Raw genomic sequence first — 23922 nt, forward strand, 5'->3', positions numbered from 1 at the left:
AGTCACTATTAAATCAGATGGAAGTAGAGTATACTGAGAGGCATTGGAAGTTGTTAGCTGAAAAGAGAGATAGGGCTTTACGTATTCTCTCTAGATTACGTATATTGGCACAAGAAGGTTTTACATATGGTTCCGTTGCAAGAGGAGACGTTCATGAGGATAGTGATATAGACGTGGTTGTGTTTTCGCCAGACATCTTGAAACTTGACTTGTTAAATGCCGACCACAAGTTCATTGTTCAAGCTACACCTTTTTCGACTCCAAAAGCTTATATTTCTTTAGACCCTGATGAGAAAGAGGTTATCTCTTTTCCGTTATCTAAAATGTCCAGAAAGGAAGTAGAGTTTTATTATTTTGGTGGGCTGGTTTCCGCCCAAGATATTGAAAAAGGTATAAGAATTTCAGGAGTAAACAAGAAGCTAATGATAATTATCCCTACAGAGAAGGGTCACATTGAAATACCTCTCAAGGGCAATGAGGATTATGCAGCAAAGGTTTTGAAGAACGTATCTTATGACACAATTTTAGAACGTGAGAGACTATTGACTAAAAGAGAAGATAGGGGTCACTCAGGTGTATTTCTTAAATACGAACTGGACATAGATGAGAGTTTTGAGAACGCTATCAGAAATTTATATAAGAATAACAAATATTTCCGTAGAGCTATTGATGTTAAGAGGTAAGGTAGGAAATCGGCTAGAGATAGAAAGTAAAGACGTCAGACCTACACACATTAAGGAATTAAAAACATTTTTAGTGCTTATTAATGGGAAATTTTTAGGTAAAGCTTACTACTTTTCTGGTAGGGGTTATTACACCCCTTGGTTAGAGATAGATTACGACCCGTGGTTGAGAAATGAAGGACTAGAAGACGAATTTTTCTCCTTTGTGTATCATTTCTTGCCACCTGGTGGGAAGTTTTTCGTGACCTATTTGAAAGACCCGGAAACCAAGAAGATGCTAATTCAGGGATATAATCCTGCAGATACCCCACTGGGTTTCTCCCTCATCAAAGCGGGTTTTACTTGGTTTAAGGACTGGTATTTTCCTGAAGGTGGTAACGAAGGAATTCCTAAATTACAGGCTAATAAGGCTTATAATGAAGAGGACGAAATGAGGGAGTTAAAGGAGCTATTAGGTGAAGTTAAAAGGGAGGATGTAAGGAAATATATTGAAGAGAGAATTGCTAAAGGGAAATCCTGACATAGGTGTTTATACGGCATTACCCAAAGGCTGTGAATTATGTAGGCTAGGGGGTAAGCTTGTAGTTTATATGACTGGAAGGTGTGGTGATAACTGCTATTATTGTCCGGTCAGTAACGAAAGGTTCGGTAAAGACGTAATGTATGCTAATGAGGCAAAAGTAGAGACACTACGTGATTTCATATATGAAGCTTACAGAATGAACGCCTTAGGGGCTGGGATCACTGGAGGGGATCCAATATTAGCACTCAACCGAGTGGTAAGATTGATCAGAATGCTAAAAGATGAGTTTTCTTCAGTCTTTCACGTTCATCTTTACACTAGTGGTAGGTATGTAACTTACGACGTTTTAAGAGAGTTGCAAGCAGTAGGTTTAGATGAGATAAGATTTCACCCAGTTAAAGATGAGTACTTTAAAGCTATTGAGAAGGCTTTAAAGTTCGATTTCGATGTAGGAATAGAAGTTCCCTCGCTACCTCATGAAAAAGATTATCTGGAAAAAGTTATTAAGTGGGGTACTGAGAAGGGAGTTAAATTTATCAATATTAATGAATTGGAGCTTACGGAGAGGAATTTTCAACCCCTTAACGTCCAAGGGTATAAGGTTAGCCACGGTCTCACTGGGGTAAAGGAGAGTGCTGAAGTAGCATTATCACTACTCAGAAGATACGAGACGTGTAATTTAGCACTACATTACTGTAGTTCCGTCTATAAAGACGTTGTGGAGACTAGAACCAGATTTTTGCGGATAATCAGGTATTCCTCCAAACCTTACGAGCAGGGGACTCCAGAGGGAACAGTAGTAAGGGCTATTGTCAGGAGTAATATGGATTTGTCGGATTACGGAGAGAAGATAAGTGATGGTATATGGGCTATTTCTCCTGAGTTCTCCAACCTTTTTTCGGAGGTATTATTGGTAGAAGAACATCCAGACCAGAGGAGATTAAGAATATCAGAAAAGTTAGTTTATCCTAAATCTGAGTAATGCAACTATTCCAGTAAGGTTTTTCACTTGATAATAAATAGTTGAATCCTTTGGTACGATCATCACTCTTCCTCTTTTCCTTTCGACATCTTCCAATACAGGCTCTATTTCTTCTCTCGTATCAGCTGATAGGTAATCTTCGATTACAAGCAACGTGTCTACTGCACCGTACTCTATAGCTTTTTTAACATCGTCTTTCCCGTAAGCTATAAGACCAGTGTCTTTCGACAGATTTTCCATGATCTTTTCCATAACTTTTACCTCTTCTGCTAGTTCGTAATCTCTATAGACTTGGTTAATAACATCTCTTCTCAGGATCTCGTTTAAGCCGTTTCTGGTGGCTGAAGATACGCTATCTATATAGACCTTTACGTTTTGTAAATGTTTTGCAACTATTTCCTTAAAAGGACCAGGGCCAGCCAATACCACTACGTTAGTTGAGAGAGAGTTTAGGTAGCTCCTTATCTCTTCAGCGACTTCTTTAGCGTTCTCTTCTATTATTCCTTCATTCTCTTTATTAGGTGATGGTAAACTTCTCTCTTGTAATATTCTAACCCCTTGAGCCATAGGTGTTGCTATTAAATACTCGTCGAAGTCCACTAATGCAATAAGTAATTTCCCTTTTTTCTCAGCTTGTCTCTTTATTTTTCCTAATGAGAACTCAGACCACTTTTCCTTTATTATTATTATTTCGTCTCCTAGATCTAGGTTAATGGTATGATGAGCCCCCTTTATTCCGAACCTCTCTGGCGCATTTAAGATTATTCCATGTATTCTGAGTCTAGACGTATATTGTTGAAATTCAGTATGTTCTACTTGAAGTTCTACTGTCATAGGTATCCTCCTACTATCCTTTCCTATGCTTACGTCTCTTGTAGTTCTTGCTATTACTATATCTCCTTTTTCAAGAATCAAGTGTAATATCCATAAGTCGTCCTCGTCTTCCACGTGTAATTTTATTACGTTTTTCTTTTCGTCAATTTCTAAAATCCTCATTGCTAAATAAATTAGTGTGGAAGTTTGGTAATTATAACTAATGCGAACGAAGATGATCTTAACGAGATCTACGCAATAGAACTTGAGAGCTTTGATAATCCTTATCCTTACTCTTTACTCAGGGCTTATTATTTTTTAGCAGGCGACTTATTTTTAGTTGCAAAGGACGAGAAAGGTAAGGTATTGGGATATTCTTTAGGCGTGATTCAATACGGTTATAGAGGTCATGTGGTATCTATTGCAGTAAAAAAGACGGAAAGGAAAAGAGGGGTGGGCTCTATGCTTTTAATGCAACTAGAGTCGAAGTTTAGATTAAAAGGTTGCTCTCACTCGTATCTTGAAGTTAATTACGGAAATAAAGATGGAATTTCTTTCTATAACAAACTTGGATATAAAGTGGTAAAATTACAATTAAATTACTATGGTAGAAACCAACATGCATTTATTATGGTTAAAGATTTGCTAGATAGAATTGGATTTGAGTGATTGATTGCCTTTATAATACATGAGAAGTGGTATATAATTTATGATTAAAGACTTTTTCATACTTGATTTTTCATATGACGTAATTGACAATATACCAGTCATCTTTATCTGGGCGATTGACACTGAAGGGCAAAGGACTGTTCTTCTAGAGAAAAATTTCAGACCGTATTTCTATGTGGTTGTTGATGAAAAAGAAGTAGACTATATTATAGAGGAAATAAAAAAGCTTAGTAAGTCTGGATCACCAATAACTGATATAATTCCAATCAAAGGAAAGAAATTATTTGGACAACCCGTTACTGTATTAAGAATAGAAACACTGATACCCGCTTACGTTAGAATATATAGGGATGAAGTTCTTAAAGTTAAAGGAGTAAAGCAAGTGTTAGAGGCTGATATAAGATTTTACATGAGGTACTCAATAGATAAGGACATAAAGCCATTCCATTGGATTAAAGCTGAGGTAGAGGAGGTAGGAAATACTAACTTCAGGGTTAATAAGGTCTATGAAATCAAGAACATAAAAGAACAATACGTAGGTTCCATACCGAAGCTTAGAAAGCTTTCTTTTAGCATTCAAGTGTATTCTAAACAAGGCTCTCCTAATCCTAGAAAAGACCCTATAGTAGTAATTGCAGTTAAAACAGACGATAGTGCGAAGCAGTTCGTGGCTTCCGATTCTGACGATAAACAAATAATTAAGGAGTTTGTTGCTTTCTTTCAGGATTATGATCCCGACATTGTTTATGGCTTTAACACTAACTCGTTTGATTTACAGTATCTTTTGGAGAGGGCTCATTCTAAGGGCTTAAAGCTAGATATTGGTAGAAGGGTTAATGGGGAACCCTCACAAGGTGTTTACGGGCACTATTCGATGACTGGAAGATTAAACGTGGACTTGGCTGGCTTCGTGAACTCTGTATCAGAGGTAAAAATCAAGACGTTGGAGAACATATGTGATTACTTGGGGATTGTCAAAAAAGAAGATAGAGTTAACTTAGAGTGGTATGAGATACCTAAGATGTGGGAAGATAAAGATAAGAAAAACAAGGTGATTCAATATGTAGCGGATAATGCAAGGTCTGTATATCTTCTTGGCGAATCCTTCCTATCTTTTGCAATAGAGTTAACGAGGATCACTGGACTTCCACTAGACCAGCTATCTATGGCGAGTGTAGGTTACAGAGTGGAGTGGCTATTAATGAGAGAGTCAAATAAGTACAACGAGCTCATACCGAATAAGGAAGAGAGAACTGGCGAAAGTTATGAAGGAGGGCTAGTTATATCACCTATTCAAGGAATTCATGAAAACGTAATAGTCCTCGACTTTTCATCAATGTATCCCTCTATAATGATCAAATATAATATAGGTCCCGACACGTTAGTTAAGGGTGAATGTAATGATTGTTGGGTCTCGCCCATAGGTCATAAATTTAGAAAGGAACCACCTGGTCTATACAAATTCGTATTGGAGAATTTGGTAAAGGAGAGGAGGGAGATTAAATCTAAGTTGAAAGAAACGAAGGACGAATATGAAAAACGATTGCTGGATGAAAGACAAAAGGCGTTGAAAGTAATGGCAAATGCTTTTTACGGTTATATGGGATGGATTAACGCAAGATGGTACAGCAGAGAAGGTGCTGAGGCCGTAACGGCATGGGGGAGGAGTATAATAAGTGATGCTGCTAAGATCGCTACGGAGCACGGGTTCAAAGTAATTTACGGTGATACGGACTCTATATTCATAAAAGGAAACGGGGATATAAACAAGCTCCAAGAAATGATCTCTCAGAAGTTTGGTATAGAAATTAAGGTGGATAAAGTATACAGAAGAGTCCTCTTTACAGAGAGTAAAAAGAGATATGCAGGAATAACAGAAGACGGAAGGATTGACATTGTAGGGTTTGAAGCTATCAGAGGAGATTGGTGTGAGTTGGCTAGAGAAGTGCAAAGGAATGTAATAGAAATCATACTCAGGACTGGGAAGGTTGATGATGCTGTTAGATACGTACGGAAGACTGTTCTTTCCCTAAGACGTGGAGAGTTCAAGATAGAAGATCTCATAATTTGGAAAGGCTTGGATAAAGATGTTAATGAGTACGGAATTACAGCTCCTCACGTAGTTGCAGCAAAGAAGGCAATTAAAGCAGGATACTTGGTGACTAAGGGAAGTAAGATAGGTTACGTTATTGTTAAAGGTACTAATAAACTTTCGGAAAGGGCTGAACCTTATTTCCTTGTGAAGGATAACTCTAGAATTGATATTTCGTACTACGTAGATAATCAAATAATTCCATCAGCTATGCACGTGTTAAAAGTATTTGGTATAAAAGAAGATTCTCTTAAAAGTGGCGGTACGGACATATTAAGCTTCTTTAAGAAATAGACGATGTCCTAGGATATAACATCAGAGATACTCAACAATTCAAGGTTTTTAGGTCTCTTTGAAATACCTCCTATCCTCGCTCCTATCAACATACTTATATTTTTGGAGGAAGCTAAGTCTACCAATCTTTGTGTTATTACCCCATCAAACACGATATATTTGACCCTGTTGTCGTTTGTATTCTCCAGTTTTTGGACTATATCTCTAACCTGGATTTTTTCTATTATGTTCCAGTTCTCGTCATAAAGTATACCTTCTAACGTCCCAGGCAGTTTCTTTATTTCTTCAACTACATTAGGCGGAATGTTTATGGTTATTTGTTGTTGTCCTGACTTTTGAATCTGTTCTTCTTTAATACTTACGTTAGTTACAGACACTTGTTTAGTCTCTGGAGCTATCGCGTCTCTTATGGCTTGCTGAGCCTCTTGTTGCTTCTTTAAGTATTGAGATACTGTCATCATGTTAGAAAGTGCTTTAGCTATCTCCTTTCCAGTTAGTTCTTCAACTTCTTTTCCTGCTGGAGCTCTAGCGACATAATCAAGTTTTATGTTGCTCATCATTAATTGCTTAAGTATTAAGTCTCCTCCGTGATCACCGTCTAAGAAAGCTATTACTGTTTTCTTTTGTTTTGCTAGGTCTATTACGCTTTGAGGGATCTTACCAGTAGCTCCTTCAATTGCAATGGTATTTCTATACCCGTATTTGAGTAAATTTATTACATCGGCTCTTCCTTCAACTATTATGAGTTCTGGATCCTTTTCTACATCTGGGCCTGCGGGCAATTTTTCGGGACCATACTCTATTATTTCTCCGGTCTTTACGGCTGAAGATATTTCATAAATAACTTCTCTTATGTCAAGTGTTCTTACCTTAGACCAATTAGATAAAATTTCCTTTGCTCTGTCGATTATCCTCTTTATCTTTTCCTCTCTTATATCTTGAATTTCTACTAACTGGAATTTTGCATTATAGGGTCCCACTTTATCTACGTTTTCGACCATAGCAGCTATTAGTGCAGTTTCAATTCGATCTAAGTTAGAAGGAATTATTATTGTTCCTTCGCTTCTACCTTTAGTAGTATTTATCTCAACTGATATTCTACCTAATCTACCTTTATCTTGTAATTCTCTCAAGTCGAAGTCCTCTCCAAATAAATTCTCGGTTTGTCCAAAAACTGCTCCTATAACATCAGGCTTATCTACAATACCCTCTACTTCAAATTTAAGGACTATGTTATATTTCATTTTTTCACACCTTCTATTTATCTACTTACACTTTTTTCAAGATCTGAGATAAGGGATTCGTATTTGGTCTTAGAGTAGAGACTTTTTCTAATTGGATCTAAGATCTCATTTAGTCTTCTCGCTGTTGCAAGCTTTAAGTCTAATGGATGTAATTTGCCTTCAGCGAAAGTTCTTTCTAGTTCTTCATAAGTCTTAAACTCTATATCTCCACCATACTTTACATCCCTTTCCACTTTCAAGGTGGCTCCCTTGTTCGCAAATATGATGTACTTATTAATTTGTAGAACTGGATTATCTTCTATAACTCCTTTAGGACAATACGCACTTCTCAGTTTAGCTTCCACTAGCTCGGGTGGGTCATGAACAAAAATCGCAGTTTCTGGTTTGGACTTACTCATCTTTATAGAAGCTAAATAGTCGTCTTCATCCATCCCTTGAACGTTCATTCTTTGACCTCCTTGAAGTCCTACTAATAAAGGAGTGTGAATTGCTACTATCTTCTTCTTGCCCAATTTATCAGCTACATCTCTGGCAAGCATGTGAGCCTTTCTCTGGTCAGTTCCTCCTAGGGCTATATCTAGGTCTTGGTAGAAAATGTCAGCAACTTGCATAGCCGGATAAATTAATTTTGAAGTGTCAAGCTCAGCTTCTTCAGCTTTTCTTCCCATTATTGTAAGAGCTCTCTTCATTCTCGCAAGGCTCGTACTCTTAGCTACTTTAATTACTAGAGCCCAGTAATTCGGGTCTTTCACGAATTCTTCAGCATAAACAACTTTTACTTTACTCATGTCTACTCCGTAAGAGTTTAACACCTCTATTGCGTATTCTCCGGCTAAGCGAATTTTCTCTATATCTCCTCCTAGCTTGTCATTTATCCATGCGTGCCACGTGGCAACTAATATTGACATATCAACGCCTGCTTCGATTAAGTCCTTAACCTTCTGTGCCCATATTAGCCAACCTATGTGGAACAGCCCACTAGGTTCAAAGCCTATATATCCCTTTAATCTATTTCCTTCTTCCAGTTTTTTCTTTAGTTCTTCTAGTGTTACTATTTCTTCCGTATTTCTCCTTATTAGATTTAGCTTTTCGTCTACGTTCAAAGTAAGCATCCCCAAAATAAAGAGACTAAAATAAAATAAAAAATCCTATTCTTCAGTGAGTTGCTTAAGGAATAGAACGACCGGATGAGTCTTGCCCAATTTTTCAACTAAATCGTTGATTATGAAATTGAGATCTATGTCGTTTTCTATCACTTTTTCGATAAGAGCCTCTGTAAACCTATAATAATTAAAGAATTCCCTTTCATTAACTGAGTCTTCTCCATCATCAAAAAGCCTGAAGCTGTCTATTGTTTTCTCGCTTTCTTTTATCTTTCTCATTAGAGAAGTAAGATATTCATCCACAACTTTTTCAATACATAAAGAAGTAGTGCATAACTCGACTTTATCGATTATTGTTAAGGGCGATGGTGGCATAACTAGAGCCCGAATAATATTGTAAAAATCAACTAAAAAAGCTATTATTCTCCCATCACTTTAACGAGAACTGTTCGATTTCTTGGCCCATCAAACTCTAATAAGATTATCCTTTGCCAAGTTCCGAGATCCAACGTTCCTCCAGTAATTGGTACTACTCTTGAATTTCCTATTATAGAAGATATCACGTGAGCATGTCCGTTATTATCGATTATATTATGCTTGAATTCCCCCTCTGGAGGAACCAACTTTTTAGCCCATTCTATGTAATCACTCATTAATCCCCTCTCGGCTTCATTAATAGTTATTGCACAAGTTGTGTGCTTTACTATAACATAGGCTACACCTTCATTCACACCTTTTATACTCTCTTGAACTAGGTCTGTTATATCTATACTTTCAAAACGACTCTTGGTCTTCACCTGAAACTCCTTTGAAAGTATTTTCATATGCTTAATATTGCAATTCCTTTTTTATATTATATGGACTTAGAAGGTATCGCTAGGAGATTATATCCTAATATAGAAGAAATGAGAAAGAAGATTATAGAGGAAATTGAGTTTTACAAAGGGAAAGATTATCAACTCAAAGGGCAGTTAACAGATGCTATAATAGAAGAAGTTAAAAAGTCTATAATTGCATCAAAAATAGAACCACTTCTTTCCTACCCGGTAACCGGTCTCAAGGCTGGTGAGGCGGGATTAGGCTCTAGGGGGAAAGGTGACCATATAATTCATGAAAAGATCCTGAGTTTAAGTGGCTTAAATAAATTCGAAGATGCTAGAGTTAACAAGAACGTAGTAGTCTCGATTGATGGAATACATTCCCGATTAGCATACTTCCCCTTTTTAGCAGGTTTTCACGCTACAAGAGCTGCATTAAGGGACGTTATGGTAAAAGGTGCAGAACCGATAGGAGTTCTGGTTGATATACATTTGTCTGACGACAGTGATTTGGGAATGTTATTGGATTTTGAGGCTGGAGTAATGTCGGTTACGGAGTTTTTAGGTATTCCTATTCTTGCGGGTAGTACGTTAAGGATCGGAGGAGATTTAGTTATAGGGGAAAGGATCAGTGGAGGTATAGGAGCCGTGGGTTTATTGAAGAAAGTCTTCTTTAGCAGGGATAAGATCGAAGAGGGCGACTATATAGTTATGACCGAGGGAAAAGGAGGAGGTACTATAACTACTACTGCAATTTATAATGGTTTTTATGATGTAGTGAAGGAGACCTTATCTCTCGTAGACTTAGTTACATGTAGAGTAATTAGTGAAGAATCTATCGTCAACAAGGTTCACAGTGCTACTGACATTACTAACGGTGGAATACGTGCCACGGCTTACGAGTTGCCTGAAAACTTGGGTATTGAACTTGAAAAAGAGGTTTTTATCTCGCTTATAAACCCCAAAGTTTACGAGATGCTAAACTCTTTGGGAATAGACCCTTTGGGTTTATCCATAGATTCTATTGCGATTTTCACTAAAGAGCCTGACGTGATACTGAAAAAACTTACTGAGTCTGGTATAAGAGCTGGTATAATTGGTCGTATAGTGAGGGCCGATAAGGGCAAGCTTGTCGATGAAAGGGGAAACCGATTAGAAATGGGATTTAGAGAGTCCCCCTATACTCCGATTAAAAAAATTATAGGAAATAAGACAAGTTACAGCGAGGAATTAATTAGACATAGGTTGAATGATGCGTTAAAACTCGTAAAGGAGAAGAAAGAAAATGTATTGAAAACTTTAAAAGCAAGTTAGTAATTAGGTGTATAAGCTGATGCTAATGTCGGAACAACAGCAGTTTAAATATATCGTTAGGCTTTTCGGACAAGACGTAGATGGTACTATGAAGGTTCCTTACGCTCTTGCAATGGTTAAAGGGATAGGCTATAACACCGCAAGAGCTATTGCTAGTAAATTAGGTCTTGACAAGGACAGAAGGTTAGGAGAACTTTCTGACGAGGATATAAAGAAGATAGAGAATTATTTGACTGATAAGAAAATCCCTGAGTTACCTACATGGTTGTATAACAGAAGGAGGGATTATGAAGAAGGTGTAGATTTACATTTAGTTACTTCTGATTTGATATTTTATGTTAGGAACGATATAGAGAGGGAGAAAAAGATTAGAAGCTGGAGAGGAGTAAGGCATTCTCTAGGACTTAAGGTTAGAGGGCAGAGAACAAGGACTACGGGTAGAACTGGAACTACTGTAGGTGTGAGAAGGTCAAAGGCTGCTCAGCCTCAAGCTCAAGCTCAACCTAAAGCACAATCTTCCGGTGGTGGGGGTTCTTCAGGTGGTGGACAAGCTAAGAAGTGAGGTGGAATAGATGGGAGATCCAAGAAAAAGCAGAAGGAAGTGGGCAGGTCCGGGTCATCCTTGGATAAAGGTAAATCTAGATAGAGAACAAGTTCTAATAGGTAAGTACGGTCTAAGAAACAAGAGGGAGTTATGGTTAGCACAGACGATAATAAGAAACTTTAGACATCAGGCGAGGTCTTTATTGGGTTTACCCCCAGCTGAAAGGGCTGTAAGAGAGAAACAGTTAATTGCAAAGTTATACAGAATGGGAATATTAGATAAAGAAAATGCCACAGTTGACGACGTATTGAGCTTAACAGAAGAGAGTTATCTGGAAAGAAGATTGCAGACAATAGTTTACAGAAAAGGTTTAGCTAGGACAATATATCAAGCTAGACAGCTTATAGTCCACGGTCATATAGCACTAGGTGGTAAGAGAGTTACGTCTCCCGGTTACATAGTTCAAAGAGGTGAAGAGGATATGATAGATTACTATCCTACTTCACCGTTTAAACAGTATCCACCAACACAAACTTCTGGAGGTGAGGTAAATGTCCAGCAGGCGTGAAATTAGGTGGGGTCAAGCAAGGATTTATGCATCACAAAATAACACAATAATAACGATAACCGACCTTACTGGGGCGGAGATAATATCTAAAGCATCCGGTGGCACTGTAGTAAAGGCCGATAGAGAAAAGCCATCACCTTATGCAGCTATGTTAGCTGCTAACAAGGCGGCAAGTGATGCATTCGAAAAGGGAATTTCTGCAATTCATATAAAAGTAAGGGCACCGGGTGGTTATGGCTCTAAAACACCCGGACCCGGAGCACAACCAGCTATAAGAGCGTTAGCTAGGGCTGGATTCATAATAGGAAGGATAGAAGATGTAACGCCTTTACCCCACGATACTATAAGGAGACCAGGCGGAAGAAGAGGAAGAAGAGTATAAAAAGGAGACTACGAGTGTTTTACTATGTCTATTTCAGTACTTCGTAAAGATAATCTTTCTTTGTCATTAATAGTCTCAGAGTATCCTCTAGAGTTTGTAAATTCCATACGCAGAGCTTCAATGCTGTTTGTACCCACAATGGCTGTAGATGAAGTATATTTTATAGAGAATAACAGCCCCCTTTACGATGAGATTTTAGCACACAGGTTAGCTATGATCCCATTTACATCTGATGAGGCTTTAGAACATTATCGTCCACCTGAAGAATGTGCGGACTGCAAGGAAAATTGTGATGGATGTTATTCTAGAGTATATTTACAAGTTGAAGTTAATGACCAAGGCTCTATGATGGTATATTCTAAAGACCTCAAATCCGAGGATCCCGCAGTAGTTCCTATAAACGACGCGATTCCTATAGTTCTGTTAGGTCCGAAGCAGAGGATATCACTTGAAGCTAAACTTAGGCTTGGATACGGTAAAGAACACATTAAGTATAGTCCGGTTTCAGTTGCTATCCTGAGGTATTATCCTAAGGTTGAAGTCTTGGATAATTGTGAAAAAGCAGTAGAAGTTTGTCCGGAAAGAGTATTCTTGACAAAGGACGGCAGGGTTGTAGTATCAAATGAGCTTGCTTGTACCTTATGTGAAGAGTGTCTTAAGTATTGTAGGGGGAAAATAGAAGTATCAGCAGTAGAAGGAAAGTACATACTTGAGATCGAGTCAACCGGCAGTTTGAAGCCAGAGAGAATTTTAATAGAGGCAAGTAAAAGCTTAATACGCAAATTAAATGAATTAAAGGGCAAGTTAGGGGTTGTATGAAAATGGCAAGCACAAACGTTATGCTAAGAAAGCTTATATACACTCTCGAAAAGCAAAAAAAGAACCTTTGGTTAGCTGTAGCTGAAGAACTCAAAGCTCCTAGTAGAAAAAGAGCTTACATTAACTTATATAAAATAAATAAGCACACGAAACCTAATGATATTGTGGTAGTACCTGGTAAAGTATTAGGTATAGGTTCACTCGATCATCCAGTTACTGTTGTAGCATTGTCCTTTTCTAAGTCAGCCAAAGAAAAAATTGAGAAAAGTGGGGGTAAAGTTATGAGTTTATATAAGGCAGTTCAGGAGTTAAAAGACTTTAAAGGTAAAACCGTGAGGTTGATGAAGCAATGAGTGAACAAGTTCAGAAGACCCAAAATGAAGTAATAGTTAATGCAGAGAACCAGATTCTAGGAAGAATGGCAACTCATATTGTGAAACTCCTTAAAGAAGGAAAGAAGGTAATAGTAGTTAATGCAGAAAAGGCAGTAATAAGCGGTCCTAGATCTAGAGTTATACAAGGTTACAGTCTCTTGTTCACTGTTAGGACTATGCAGAACCCTGCAAAGAACGGTATAAGAAGACCTAGAAACCCTGTAAATATAGTGAAGAGGACTGTAAGGGGTATGTTACCTAAGAACAGAATGGGTAGGCAATACTATAAGAACCTAATTGTATATATAGGCGTTCCTAAGGAGTATGAAGGTAAGCAGACGATTAGGTTCGAGGATGCTGATGTGAGCAGATTAAAGGGTAAATATATAACTGTAGCAGAATTATCTAAAGCCATAGGAGGTTATGTAAATGGCTGAGCAACAAAAGACCGTTATAATTACGTCGGCAAGAAGAAAAATGGCAAGAGCTAGGTGCTATCTAACTTCAGGTAAAGGTAGAGTCTACATTAACGATACCCCCTTGGAAATCCTACCGATAGAGGTAGTTAGAATGAAAATAATGGAGCCTTTGATGCTAGCAGGACAAAATATAGCATCCTCGATCGATGCCAGAATATATACTAGCGGCGGAGGAGTAATGGGGCAAGCGGATGCTGCTAGGATGGCTTTAGCTAAAGCTTTAGTTAAGTTTACTGGGAGCAAAGAGCTTGAGCAGATATATAAAGCCTATGATAGAACTATGTTAGCTGGCGATCCAAGGCAGACCGAGTCAGAAAAGTGGATGAGGTATAGTGCGAGAAGATGGAGGCAGAAGGCATATAGGTGAAATCTTATGATTATTCCAATTAGATGTTTTACATGTGGCTCCGTAATTGCTGATAAGTGGGAGCCCTTTGTAACTCGAATATCGGCAGGAGAGGAACCGGGAAAAGTGTTAGATAGTTTAGGAGTGAAAAGGTATTGTTGCAGGAGAATGCTTTTATCCCATGTAGATATAATTAGGGAAGTTATACATTACACCAGGCCGATTTGAGGTGGAGAAAATGAGTGAACAAGAAAAAGGTGGTCAATTATCTGAGGAGGAGAAGGCAGAACTTCAGAAAACAGAGAAAGGTCAATTAATCGAGCTATTAGTGCCTCTAGATATGTATCTATCGTCTGGAGTTCACATAGGGACGCATACGTGCACGGCTTACATGGAGAGATTTATCTATAGAGTTAGACCGGAAGGTCTTTACGTGCTAGATGTCAGGAAGATCGACGAAAGGTTGAGGATAGCAGCTAAATTCCTTGCTAAGTTTTCACCTCAAGGTATATTAGCCGTAGCGTCGAGACCTTACGCATATACTCCTACTCAGAAGTTTGCCCAAATAGTTAGAGGTAAAGCTATAGTAGGTAGATTCCCGCCAGGCACTTTAACTAATCCATACTTATCTAACTATATAGAGCCAGAAGTTTTGGTTGTAACAGATCCGAGAACTGATTTGCAAGCTATTAAAGAAGCTTCAAAGGTGGGCATTCCTATTGTGGCCTTCTCAGATACGGATGCGAAGGTAGACTTCATAGACGTGGTTATACCTGCAAATAACAAGGGTAGGAAGTCGCTAGCATTACTTTATTGGGCTTTGGCTAGGCAAGTATTAAGAGAGAGGAAGGAGATACCAGCTGACGGTGATATACCAGCAAGGGTCGAAGACTTTGAGACGAGGCTGGCGGAATGATAAGAATACCAGCAGTTGCTGGTGCATTTTATGACGCAGATCCCGAGAAACTAAAGGAACAGATTAAGGAATGTTTTTTACATCCTTTGGGCCCTGGAGAATTACCCTCAATTCCTAAAGAAAAACCTCAGAGAAGAGATAATTTATTTTTCATAGTCCCGCATGCAGGTTACATGTACAGTGGACCGGTTGCAGCCCATTCCTATTACTATTTAGCACAAGAGGGTAAACCGGACACAGTCATTATACTGGGCCCCAATCACACGGGCTTAGGTTCTTTTGTATCAGTTTGGCTTAAGGGAAAGTGGAGGACTCCTTTGGGTGAAGTTGAAATAGATGAGGATATTGCTATGGAATTAGTGAGGCTAACGGGTATTGTTGATATAGATGAAAAGGCCCATTTGTACGAGCATTCTGTGGAAGTTCAGGTTCCTTTTCTCCAATATTTGTTCGGTTCAGAATTCAAAATAGTTCCGATAGTTATAATGATGCAAACACCCGATGTTGCGGAAATGTTAGCAGATGGTATATACAAGATTATGAAGATATATGAGAAAAAGAAGGATATTGTAGTGATTGCAAGTAGTGACCTGAATCACTATGAGCCCCATGATAAGACGATCGAAAAGGACAATATGGCAATAACTGAAATCGAGAAACTTGATTATAAAGGTCTTTTCAAAGTCGTCGAAGAGAAAGACGTTACTGCTTGTGGTTATGGGCCGATAATGACTGTGTTATTACTGGCCAAAAAATTCGGTAAGAAATCGTATGTGTTGAAACACGCAACTTCCGGTGATACTTCTGGGGATAAATCAGCAGTAGTAGGTTACTTATCAGTGAGGTTCGGTGATTAGTCTTCCTATACCCCTTTTCGGAATACCCCTTAAGGGTATAAATAATCCTATCCTAGTTGTGTTCTCTGAATTTGACGTGAACGTAACAAAAGATGGTAAGATGAAACTACCAGAGAAATTTTACGATTTATTCGAAGAGGCTACAGGGTTTAAGTGTAATATATCCTTAGCATTTGATAAACATGTTCCCTACTCTTCCTCATACATATACTTGTCGGACTTGTATTTTAGAAGGAGTGTAAAAGAATGTGAGATACCGATATCAGAGGAAGAGATACAAGACACGTTATTAATGATAGACGACGCTCTTTTTGACTCGGAACTGATCAGAGCTCTTAGGTATGCGTTTAAGGTAGGTGTTCCCGTTCTGTATAGAGATGAAGAGGAGCCCATAAGGCTATCGTTACCTAACTTCACCTCTACTTATCTCTTCAGTTATCCCGTAGACCTTTCCTCTGTGCGTTATATAGATAACTCTTTAGTTCATCTAATAGGGATGATTCCGTTAGATTTTGTAGAGACCAGAGATCTTAATTTACTATATGTAGAGAACGGTTTGTGGGAGTCTCTATATGGAATTCCATTTGTGACCAGAAAGGATTGGAAATTAATATGGGATTTAAATTATGTTACAGCAATAGAGGTAAGGGGTGCCTAAGATTACAATCAGCAACAGGAAAATAGAGCACGTTGAGATCTGCCTTTATGAGAAAGTTGAAGGATACACTTCTACACTACTGGAAAACGTGAGGCTAGTTCATCAATCATTGCCTGGTTTTTCGCTCTCTGATGTAGATACGTCAGTAATGTTTTTGAAAAAGAGGATGTCAGCACCAATAATCGTCACTGGAATGACTGGAGGAACCCCAGAGTTGGGGAGGCTAAACGGGCTCATTGCCGAGGCTGTTGAGGAGTTCGGCTTAGGAATGGGAGTTGGAAGTCAGAGAATAGCTATTGAGAAGAAGGAAACCAGAGAGACTTTCTCTATTGCAAGAAAACTGGCACCAAGTGCCCCTATTATTGCTAATATTGGGGCTCCTCAACTGATGAAAGGTTATGGTATAAAGGAAATAGAGGAAGCTGTCAATATGATAGAGGCTGACGCAATAGCGATACATCTTAACCCTGCACAAGAGGTTTTTCAACCTGAGGGAGAGCCCGACTATTCTATGGAAATTCTACATAAATTAAAGGATATTTCACATAATTTAGGAGTTCCGGTAATAATAAAAGAGACTGGTTCTGGGCTTTCAATGGAAGTTGTATCGTTATTTTACTCTAACGGTTTTAGGTATTTCGATGTGTCAGGACAAGGAGGTACAAGTTGGATTTCAGTCGAAATGTTCAGAGGTGAGAGAAAAAACAACTGGAAGACTGAAAGTGCTAGACTTTTTTCCGATTGGGGGAATCCTACAGCTGCATCAATTGTAGAGACCAGAATTAGCGCTCCGGACGCCTATATAATAGGTAGTGGGGGAATAAGAAACGGCCTGGATGTAGCTAAAGCAATAGCCTTAGGTGCAGATATAGGGGGATTTGCATTACCAGTACTGAAAGCTGTTATGAGCGGGAAGGATTCCTTGAGAGAATTTCTGAAAAAGACTATTTTTGAAATAAAGGCAGCAATGTTTCTAAGTGGCTCTAAGACAGTCTCCGATTTAGCTAAAGCTCCTCTAGTTATAACGGGTGAGCTAAAAGATTGGCTTGAGTCAAGAGGGATAAGCTTATCTACTTTAGAGAGTGTTAGAAAGAGAAGAACATGATTGATGCGTACTTCAATGAGATTCTGAAGGATATTAACGCTACGATAGCTAATTACATTAAAGGCGATGTCAAAGAGTTATACGAAGCGTCCTACTATCTCTTTCAAGCTGGAGGAAAGAGATTAAGACCGTTAATGTTAGTCGCTTCTTCTGATCTCGTCGGTGGTGAAAGGAGACGAGCGATTTTAGCTGGCTCTGCCGTAGAAGTATTGCACACTTTCACGCTTATCCACGATGACATAATGGATCAGGACACGCTAAGAAGGGGGATGCCTACCGTTCATGTAAAATACGGAGTGCCTATGGCAATCCTTGCTGGAGACTTATTACACGCTAAGGCTTTTCAAATTCTTAACGACGCTCTCTCGGGAATGGAGTCAAATCTGATAACCAAAGCTTTCCGCATTTTCACCGACGCTATTCTGGTAATCTCTGAGGGACAAGCCCTTGATATGCAATTCGAAGATAGAAAGAGCATAAGTGAAGGAGAATACCTAGATATGATTAACAGAAAGACCGCTAAACTGTTCTCAGCGTCTACAGCTCTAGGTGCATTGATAGGAAAGGCAACCGATAACGTTGTAAAGAAACTGGAAGACTTCGGGTTATTATTGGGAATATCATTTCAAATTGTTGATGATATACTAGGTCTTACAGCAAACGAAGAAGAATTGGGTAAACCATTATACAGTGACATTAGGGAGGGCAAGAAAACTATTCTTGTAATAAAGGCGTTAGAAATGGCTAGTGAGGAAGAAAAGCGAATAATTCTACAAAACTTGGGGAATAGGAACGCCTCTAAGGAGGAGTTAAAGCAAACTGCGGATATTATAAAGAAATACTCTCTGAATTATGCTTATGAATTAGCCGATAAATACTATAAACAAGCACTAGACAAATTAGATTCAATAGAATGGAAAAACGAATTAGCGGGAAAGGCTTTAAAATATATAGCTGAATTTACCGTAAAAAGGAGAAAGTAATGGAATACACAGAAAGGTCGTTTTTTCCGATAATACTTTCAATAGTAGTAGCTTTTCTAATTACCATTATATCAACTAAGTGGGTTATTGAGGAATCCAAAAAGAAGGGTTTTGTAGGAAAAGATATTAATAAACCTAATAAGAACGAGGTACCAGTTTTGGGAGGAATTGGAATAGTAGCGGGTTTCGTAGCAGGCTCTTTTACATACTTAGTTAGTGATATAGACTTTTCGAGCTCTGTTGCAGAAGTAGATAGGACAGTAGTTTCAGTATTAATATCCTCGCTGGTTATAGGATTTTTAGGATTGGTAGATGATATATTTAATTTAAGGCAGTCTGTAAGGGCTTTCTTACCAGTTTTCGCCTCGATTCCATTAGCAATATACAGTATCGGGCACACAAAAATATCAATACCCTTTTTAGGAATAGTTGACTTCGGGGTTTTATTTTACGTGTTAATTCTACCGGCTACAGTAACAATAACCTCAAACGCTTTCAACATGTTAGAGGGTCTTAATGGATTAGGTGCAGGAATGGGTCTTATAATGGCATCAGCATTAGCATATATCGGTCTCAGATCAAACGGTCCTTCTTTTCACTCAGGAGTATTGGCACTAATTATGGTATTTGTACTTCTAGGGTTTCTCATCTTCAATATGTACCCGGCTAAAGTATTCCCGGGAAATATCGGAACTTATTTCATAGGCTCCGTAATCGGTTCAATAGGCATCGCGGGTTTTATGTATACGGCATTATTCTTCTTATATATACCATATGTGTTTGAATTCATACTAAAAGCTAGAACCAAATTTAAGGGAGTATCCTTTGGAAAAATTTCCCATGAAGGTTATTTATACTGGGACGGTGCACCTAATTCCCTTACGCATGTAGTTATGAAAATGGGAAAATTTAAGGAATATCAAGTGGTTGTAATATTATGGATTATTGAACTGGTATTTGCTATATTAGCAATAGTGTTTCAAACGACAGTGATCAGGATATGAAGTATTGCAGTTTGCTTAAGTGTTCTTTAATTCAATAGGTAGTTAAGTTAATGATAATTTTTAGTGTGTTAAGTAAGTACCTTAGTCTATTAGAGCTCCATCAGAACAACTAATTTAAGTGTTTGTTCTGGCTGAGGATCGGAACTAAACTCTTTTATACTCTAAGGAAGATCATAATAATTGCCGGGGTCGCCTAGCATGGTAGGGCGGCGGCCTGCTAATTTGATGAGTTGAAAGCCGCTGGGGTTACTCCCCGCGCGGGTTCAAGTCCCGCCCCCGGCGCTATTTTTGGGTTCTTTTAACTCATGATTTTTGACAATTATCAAAACTTTTTACTTACTTAAAGTAGTTTATTTTATGCGTGCAGCTGTTCTCTTCAACTACAAGGAGCCGATAACAATTCAAGATATTCAGATAGACGAACCTAAAGATAACGAGGTCTTAGTACAAATTACAGCTACCGGTATGTGTCATTCTGACGTTAATGTATTTGTAGGTGCTACCCCAGTCCCACCTCCAGTAGTGGCAGGTCATGAAATAACCGGAGTAGTCAAGAAAGTGGGAAGAGGTGTTACGAGGGTGAAGGAGGGTGATAGAGTAGTTTCAGCTTTCATTCACCCGTGCGGAAAATGCAGAAATTGTATATCAGGAAAGGAGAACCTCTGTGAAACACAAGCCTCAGTCAGGCTTAAGGGAGTCATGTTTGACGGCACTACGAGATTAAAGTTGAAGGACGGTAGAGAAGTTCACACATTCTTAGGTGGGGGTTTTGCCGAATATGCGATAGTTCATGAGAACGCGTTAACGGTTGTCCCTAACGATATACCTCTTGAAAAGGCGGCACCTCTCGGGTGTGCTGGAATAACTGCTTATGGCGCCGTAAATAACGCGAAAATCGAGCCCGGGGAGACAGTAGCTGTAGTTGGAGTTGGTGGCGTAGGTCTTTCAGTGATACAATTGCTGAAGGCAAGTGGAGCTGGAAGAATAATTGCATTAGGTACGAAGAAATGGAAGCTTGAAAAAGCCATGGAGTTAGGAGCTACTGATGTTATTAATACTAAAGAATCTGATCCAATAAAGACCTTAAAACAGATTACGAACGGAGGACCTGATGTAGTTATTGAAGCTGCGGGGACTCAGGAGACTATTCAAATGGCTGTAGACGGAGTGAGGATAGGTGGAAGAGTTGTCTTAGTTGGACTACCTCCAGTTTCAGCACAAATTCCCTTAAGGATTGCTTCTATAGTTAGAGGTGGAATTACGATTATAGGTAATTACGGTGGTAGGCCTAGAGTAGATATGCCTAGGTTACTGGAGCTAGTAAGGTTAGGGAAGTATGATCCTAGCAAACTGGTAACTGGTAAGTTCAAGTTAGAAGAGATTAATGAAGCTGTGAAGGTATTAGAAGAGGGCGAAGCTATAAGGAGTTTAATTGTACCATGAGGATTTCCGCTGCTATTTTCGACCTTGATGGAACTCTTGCTAATACTGCCTTAATTCATAAAGAGGCATGGGAGATAGGGCTAAAAAAGTTAGGGATTGTTACAAATGTAAAAATCGAATATTTGCTAGGGAGAAAGACGTCAGATATAGCTAAATTGCTTGCAGGTGAAAGATGGAAGGAACTAGTGGAAGTAAAAAATAAGGAGTATATACAACTAGTAGAGACAAAAGCGGAAGCTACGAAATGCGCTAAACAAGTTATTTCTTATTTGATTCAAAAATTTGTTAAAATAGCTGTTGTTACTTCATCTAACAGAATCTCAGCTACGAAAGTCCTAAGTAAAATAGGAGTAAATTATGATGTTTTAGTCACGTCTGATGACGTAGTGAAAGGAAAACCTGATCCAGAGCCGATAGTAACCGCACTAAATAGTCTTGGTGTCATGCCACATGAAAGTATCGGAGTAGGGGATACTGAGGTAGATGTAGAGGCTTATTATAATTCACGGCTTTCTCGTATATTTTTCGTGAAGTCTGGTGTACCTTTTAGCGAGGAGAAGGTCAGGTCTAAAAACGCGATAATAATAGATTCTTTGTGTGAGCTGTTTGAGTTAATTTCTTAATCTTAACAGATAAATTAGTAGATGGTCGGGGAGGGTGGGGGGTCTAGCCAGCCCCTGTAACCCGCATGGCTTAATGCGGGCACCAGTAACTCCCATACCATAATACCTGTTACCTCCAGATCCTAGCCTAACGATGAGTGCCGCCCGATGGGGCGAGATAGTTGCGGGTCTTCCCTCTGGAGGGAGGGAAGATACCGCATTGACCGGGGGAATCGGCCAGGTCCGGAAGGGAGCAACCGTGCCCGGCTATCCGCGTTCATCGGTCACCGGCATGAGAAGGGCTAGGGAAAGTCTGGGGTGATAAGGGTTATGGTATGGGAGAGCCGACCGCTACAGCTTATTTTCCTTAACTATTTTATCTTTATTATTATTAGAAAAATAACAAATTATTTTGAATTAAACTTAGTTAATTTAAACTTAGGAGAGTTTTACATAGTTAATTTATAAAGTACAATCATTATAAAAATAGTTGGAGTGACGTATATGGGTCTAAGGAATTTAGTTGTTTCACTTTTCCAGTTAGACAAGGATTGGACTACAAGAATAGTAATGGGAATGCTAGTAATGGGTGTAATATGGGGATTGTTAGGTGTAATAGACTCTTTAGCGGTTAGAATGCAAGAGACTATGTGGACTACTTACGGTCTGTTACCATTATCTCCACAAGAATACTACGCAAGCATAACATTACATGCTGAAAGGGATCTGTTCGGATTTGCACAACAAGTAATTTACGCAATCATCATATACTTTACAATCAAACTATTAAATCTACAGCCTAGAGCAAAGTGGCTGCTAAACGTGGCATTCATAGCGCTTAATATATCTATGATGTTCATGGAAGGCCCTATTTTATTAGTAAACCAACAAGGATTCGACAACTACTTCTCCGCTGGTTCTTGGTACTACTTATCTCCTATAGGTATACCCGGTTATTCTCTCTATGTAATTAGTCCGCTCTTTTTCATAGGATGGTTACTAAACGACGCATTCGTGTATCTTGGAGGAATATGGATCATTTATCACTATTACCTAGCATCAAAGCAAAGTAAAGAGAAATTACCAGTTCCGCTAGTATTCTTCCTGATGATTATATTACTATTCATGATAGGTTACTCTGGGGTAACTGTAGCTAATGTTTGGGATATACTAGCGTTTGCTGGTCTTGTAGGCTTAAATGCAATTGCAAATCAAATTGCATTCTGGATATTTGGCCATGCTGTAGTTTACATGGCATGGCTTCCAGCAGTAGCTGCAATGTACCTATTAATACCTACACTAGCTAACAAGCCTTTATATAGCGATAGAATGGCCAGAGTGGCCGCAGTACTATACTTAATATTCTCTAACAACATCCCAATTCATCACTTATACATGGTTAACTTGCCGATTGTTCTTAAAGTACTTCAGGAGATATTAACTTATGCAGTAACTGTACCTACCTTTATGACATTCCTTAACCTCTTTGCTACTGTAAAGGGTGCTGATGTGAAGTGGAACGTGATAACTGCCTTTACAGTAACTGGCTGGGCTGGCTCGATATTTGCTGGTGTAACTGGAATCTCTAATGCTACAATTTCAGTTGACGCGATAATTCACAATACGGATTGGGTAGTAGGTCACTTCCATGCAATGATTTTGTTGGGTATAGTACCAGAGGCTATGGCAGTCCTATATTTTATGTTGCCAATGATGACCGGTAGGTCTTGGTATTCTATTAAAGCTGCATGGATTCATTTCTGGGGTTATTTAATAGGTTCAATATTGTTTATCATAGGCTTAGAACTTGAAGGTCTAGATGGCGTAGTAAGAAGAGCTGAGATAATACCCAGAGTCCCATACTTAACTGATGCTGTGAACTTAGCTACTGCTGGTGCTCTTATAGCTGAGTTAGCTACTTTAGTATGGTTCCTGAACCTCGTAATGACATTGGTTAAAGGAAAATTGTTGAGGGCTGAAGGCTTAGGCTTAGGTCAGCTGATCAACACTGTAGCAATGCAACTAGATTGGTCTAATACCGGCATAAGTTTAAAAAGTCTTGAAAATACATTAAATATGAGATTTATGAGAAAAGCTTTATCAACGTGGTGGGGTCTTGCACTATTAGGAGGAATATTGATCATAATAAGTGCTATACCCCTTCTGCTTGTCGGTGATGCATCAGAAGCATCTAACCCATTAGAATGGGCTTGGATTTCTTTATTAACACTTGGTGTCATTTTAGCTGGTGTCAGCTCATTAAAGGCAGCTAACACAGTTTAAAGGGAATAGTTACTTTTTTATTAT

28 protein-coding genes, 1 tRNA gene and 1 other RNA gene are annotated in these 23922 nt (G+C 38.8%); 25 read left to right on the forward strand and 5 right to left on the reverse strand.

The window, feature by feature from the left end; genetic code table 11:
• Nucleotides 1–17: 17 nt before the first annotated feature.
• Genes WIW52_RS07840 through WIW52_RS07850 form a run of 3 tightly spaced genes read left to right on the forward strand, consistent with a single transcriptional unit; the run spans nucleotide 18 to nucleotide 2188 of the window.
• Entirely contained in the window at nucleotides 18–683 is a 666-nt protein-coding gene (locus WIW52_RS07840; RefSeq protein ID WP_337709711.1) for a nucleotidyltransferase domain-containing protein, read from the forward strand.
• Nucleotides 670–1203, forward strand: a complete 534-nt coding sequence (locus WIW52_RS07845; RefSeq protein WP_337709712.1) for a DUF1122 family protein — start codon at nucleotides 670–672, stop codon at nucleotides 1201–1203. The genes WIW52_RS07840 and WIW52_RS07845 overlap by 14 nt, the downstream gene beginning before the upstream one ends.
• Nucleotides 1184–2188 carry a radical SAM protein gene (locus WIW52_RS07850; RefSeq protein ID WP_337709795.1) on the forward strand — a complete coding sequence of 335 codons (1005 nt, stop codon included), beginning with the start codon at nucleotides 1184–1186 and terminating at the stop codon, nucleotides 2186–2188. Before WIW52_RS07845 ends, WIW52_RS07850 begins: the two co-directional genes overlap by 20 nt.
• On the opposite strand, the gene WIW52_RS07855 is transcribed toward WIW52_RS07850, so the two are convergent.
• Nucleotides 2165–3184 carry an mRNA surveillance protein pelota gene (locus tag WIW52_RS07855; protein WP_337709714.1) on the reverse strand — a complete coding sequence of 340 codons (1020 nt, stop codon included), beginning with the start codon at nucleotides 3182–3184 and terminating at the stop codon, nucleotides 2165–2167. The two genes, WIW52_RS07850 and WIW52_RS07855, sit on opposite strands and share 24 nt — an antisense overlap.
• A 24-nt stretch (nucleotides 3185–3208) precedes the next feature.
• Between WIW52_RS07855 and WIW52_RS07860 the strand changes: the two genes are divergently transcribed.
• Both WIW52_RS07860 and WIW52_RS07865 read left to right on the forward strand, forming a co-directional pair.
• Nucleotides 3209–3670, forward strand: coding sequence for a GNAT family N-acetyltransferase (locus WIW52_RS07860; protein ID WP_337709716.1), 462 nt, complete (start codon nucleotides 3209–3211; stop codon nucleotides 3668–3670).
• Between the two features lie 40 nt (nucleotides 3671–3710).
• Complete coding sequence (locus WIW52_RS07865; protein ID WP_337709718.1) at nucleotides 3711–6056, forward strand: DNA-directed DNA polymerase; 2346 nt, start codon at nucleotides 3711–3713, stop codon at nucleotides 6054–6056.
• 8 nt (nucleotides 6057–6064) lie between these two features.
• On the opposite strand, the gene dnaG is transcribed toward WIW52_RS07865, so the two are convergent.
• The 4 genes from dnaG to WIW52_RS07885 are packed head-to-tail and all read right to left on the reverse strand — an operon-like array spanning nucleotide 6065 to nucleotide 9227.
• Nucleotides 6065–7300 carry a DNA primase DnaG gene (gene dnaG, locus WIW52_RS07870; protein WP_337709722.1) on the reverse strand — a complete coding sequence of 412 codons (1236 nt, stop codon included), beginning with the start codon at nucleotides 7298–7300 and terminating at the stop codon, nucleotides 6065–6067.
• 17 nt (nucleotides 7301–7317) lie between these two features.
• Nucleotides 7318–8403 (reverse strand): tyrosine--tRNA ligase, encoded by a 1086-nt coding sequence (locus WIW52_RS07875; RefSeq protein ID WP_337709797.1) that lies wholly within the window; start codon nucleotides 8401–8403, stop codon nucleotides 7318–7320.
• A gap of 45 nt (nucleotides 8404–8448) precedes the next feature.
• Nucleotides 8449–8778 (reverse strand): hypothetical protein, encoded by a 330-nt coding sequence (locus WIW52_RS07880; RefSeq protein WP_337709723.1) that lies wholly within the window; start codon nucleotides 8776–8778, stop codon nucleotides 8449–8451.
• A gap of 44 nt (nucleotides 8779–8822) precedes the next feature.
• Complete coding sequence (locus tag WIW52_RS07885; protein ID WP_337709725.1) at nucleotides 8823–9227, reverse strand: secondary thiamine-phosphate synthase enzyme YjbQ; 405 nt, start codon at nucleotides 9225–9227, stop codon at nucleotides 8823–8825.
• 33 nt (nucleotides 9228–9260) lie between these two features.
• Between WIW52_RS07885 and WIW52_RS07890 the strand changes: the two genes are divergently transcribed.
• The 20 genes from WIW52_RS07890 (at nucleotide 9261) to WIW52_RS07985 (ending at nucleotide 23898) form a co-directional block, all read left to right on the forward strand.
• Entirely contained in the window at nucleotides 9261–10535 is a 1275-nt protein-coding gene (locus tag WIW52_RS07890) for an AIR synthase-related protein (RefSeq protein WP_337709733.1), read from the forward strand.
• Between the two features lie 25 nt (nucleotides 10536–10560).
• A complete protein-coding gene (locus WIW52_RS07895) occupies nucleotides 10561–11097 on the forward strand; it encodes a 30S ribosomal protein S13 (protein WP_337709799.1) in 537 nt (178 codons plus the stop codon).
• 10 nt (nucleotides 11098–11107) lie between these two features.
• Nucleotides 11108–11647 (forward strand): 30S ribosomal protein S4, encoded by a 540-nt coding sequence (locus WIW52_RS07900; protein ID WP_337702444.1) that lies wholly within the window; start codon nucleotides 11108–11110, stop codon nucleotides 11645–11647.
• The gene (locus WIW52_RS07905) at nucleotides 11631–12029 is read left to right on the forward strand and encodes a 30S ribosomal protein S11 (RefSeq protein WP_337702442.1); all 399 of its coding nucleotides are present in this window, start codon (nucleotides 11631–11633) and stop codon (nucleotides 12027–12029) included. The genes WIW52_RS07900 and WIW52_RS07905 overlap by 17 nt, the downstream gene beginning before the upstream one ends.
• Nucleotides 12030–12053: 24 nt before the next feature.
• Nucleotides 12054–12848 (forward strand): DNA-directed RNA polymerase subunit D, encoded by a 795-nt coding sequence (locus WIW52_RS07910; RefSeq protein ID WP_337709735.1) that lies wholly within the window; start codon nucleotides 12054–12056, stop codon nucleotides 12846–12848.
• Complete coding sequence (locus tag WIW52_RS07915) at nucleotides 12845–13201, forward strand: 50S ribosomal protein L18e (RefSeq protein WP_156007664.1); 357 nt, start codon at nucleotides 12845–12847, stop codon at nucleotides 13199–13201. The genes WIW52_RS07910 and WIW52_RS07915 overlap by 4 nt, the downstream gene beginning before the upstream one ends.
• The gene (locus tag WIW52_RS07920) at nucleotides 13198–13659 is read left to right on the forward strand and encodes a 50S ribosomal protein L13 (RefSeq protein WP_337702438.1); all 462 of its coding nucleotides are present in this window, start codon (nucleotides 13198–13200) and stop codon (nucleotides 13657–13659) included. The genes WIW52_RS07915 and WIW52_RS07920 overlap by 4 nt, the downstream gene beginning before the upstream one ends.
• Entirely contained in the window at nucleotides 13652–14068 is a 417-nt protein-coding gene (locus tag WIW52_RS07925) for a 30S ribosomal protein S9 (protein ID WP_337709737.1), read from the forward strand. The genes WIW52_RS07920 and WIW52_RS07925 overlap by 8 nt, the downstream gene beginning before the upstream one ends.
• 6 nt (nucleotides 14069–14074) lie before the next feature.
• A complete protein-coding gene (locus WIW52_RS07930; protein WP_337702434.1) occupies nucleotides 14075–14275 on the forward strand; it encodes a DNA-directed RNA polymerase subunit N in 201 nt (66 codons plus the stop codon).
• Between the two features lie 10 nt (nucleotides 14276–14285).
• On the forward strand, nucleotides 14286–14963 hold the full coding sequence (gene rpsB, locus WIW52_RS07935) for a 30S ribosomal protein S2 (protein WP_337702432.1): 678 nt from the start codon (nucleotides 14286–14288) through the stop codon (nucleotides 14961–14963).
• Nucleotides 14960–15820: an AmmeMemoRadiSam system protein B gene (gene amrB, locus WIW52_RS07940; RefSeq protein WP_337709739.1), complete on the forward strand. Its 861-nt coding sequence runs from the start codon at nucleotides 14960–14962 to the stop codon at nucleotides 15818–15820. Before rpsB ends, amrB begins: the two co-directional genes overlap by 4 nt.
• Complete coding sequence (locus WIW52_RS07945) at nucleotides 15813–16478, forward strand: hypothetical protein (RefSeq protein ID WP_337702428.1); 666 nt, start codon at nucleotides 15813–15815, stop codon at nucleotides 16476–16478. The genes amrB and WIW52_RS07945 overlap by 8 nt, the downstream gene beginning before the upstream one ends.
• 1 nt (nucleotide 16479) lies before the next feature.
• A complete protein-coding gene (gene fni / locus WIW52_RS07950) occupies nucleotides 16480–17583 on the forward strand; it encodes a type 2 isopentenyl-diphosphate Delta-isomerase (RefSeq protein ID WP_443295628.1) in 1104 nt (367 codons plus the stop codon).
• Nucleotides 17580–18566: a geranylgeranyl diphosphate synthase gene (gene gds / locus WIW52_RS07955; protein ID WP_337709743.1), complete on the forward strand. Its 987-nt coding sequence runs from the start codon at nucleotides 17580–17582 to the stop codon at nucleotides 18564–18566. Before fni ends, gds begins: the two co-directional genes overlap by 4 nt.
• Nucleotides 18566–19570: an MraY family glycosyltransferase gene (locus WIW52_RS07960; RefSeq protein ID WP_337709744.1), complete on the forward strand. Its 1005-nt coding sequence runs from the start codon at nucleotides 18566–18568 to the stop codon at nucleotides 19568–19570. The genes gds and WIW52_RS07960 overlap by 1 nt, the downstream gene beginning before the upstream one ends.
• Before the next feature lie 182 nt (nucleotides 19571–19752).
• A tRNA-Ser gene (locus WIW52_RS07965) sits at nucleotides 19753–19852 on the forward strand.
• A 75-nt stretch (nucleotides 19853–19927) separates the two neighbouring features.
• The gene (locus tag WIW52_RS07970; protein ID WP_337709745.1) at nucleotides 19928–21013 is read left to right on the forward strand and encodes a zinc-binding dehydrogenase; all 1086 of its coding nucleotides are present in this window, start codon (nucleotides 19928–19930) and stop codon (nucleotides 21011–21013) included.
• Complete coding sequence (locus WIW52_RS07975) at nucleotides 21010–21636, forward strand: HAD family hydrolase (RefSeq protein WP_337709746.1); 627 nt, start codon at nucleotides 21010–21012, stop codon at nucleotides 21634–21636. The genes WIW52_RS07970 and WIW52_RS07975 overlap by 4 nt, the downstream gene beginning before the upstream one ends.
• A 22-nt stretch (nucleotides 21637–21658) precedes the next feature.
• Nucleotides 21659–21966: signal recognition particle sRNA (gene ffs / locus WIW52_RS07980), an RNA gene on the forward strand.
• A 153-nt stretch (nucleotides 21967–22119) separates the two neighbouring features.
• Nucleotides 22120–23898 (forward strand): cbb3-type cytochrome c oxidase subunit I, encoded by a 1779-nt coding sequence (locus WIW52_RS07985; RefSeq protein ID WP_337709748.1) that lies wholly within the window; start codon nucleotides 22120–22122, stop codon nucleotides 23896–23898.
• Nucleotides 23899–23922: the final 24 nt, after the last annotated feature.

This window comes from Stygiolobus sp. RP850M (assembly GCF_037389295.1).
In the GTDB taxonomy this organism is placed as follows: domain Archaea; phylum Thermoproteota; class Thermoprotei_A; order Sulfolobales; family Sulfolobaceae; genus Stygiolobus.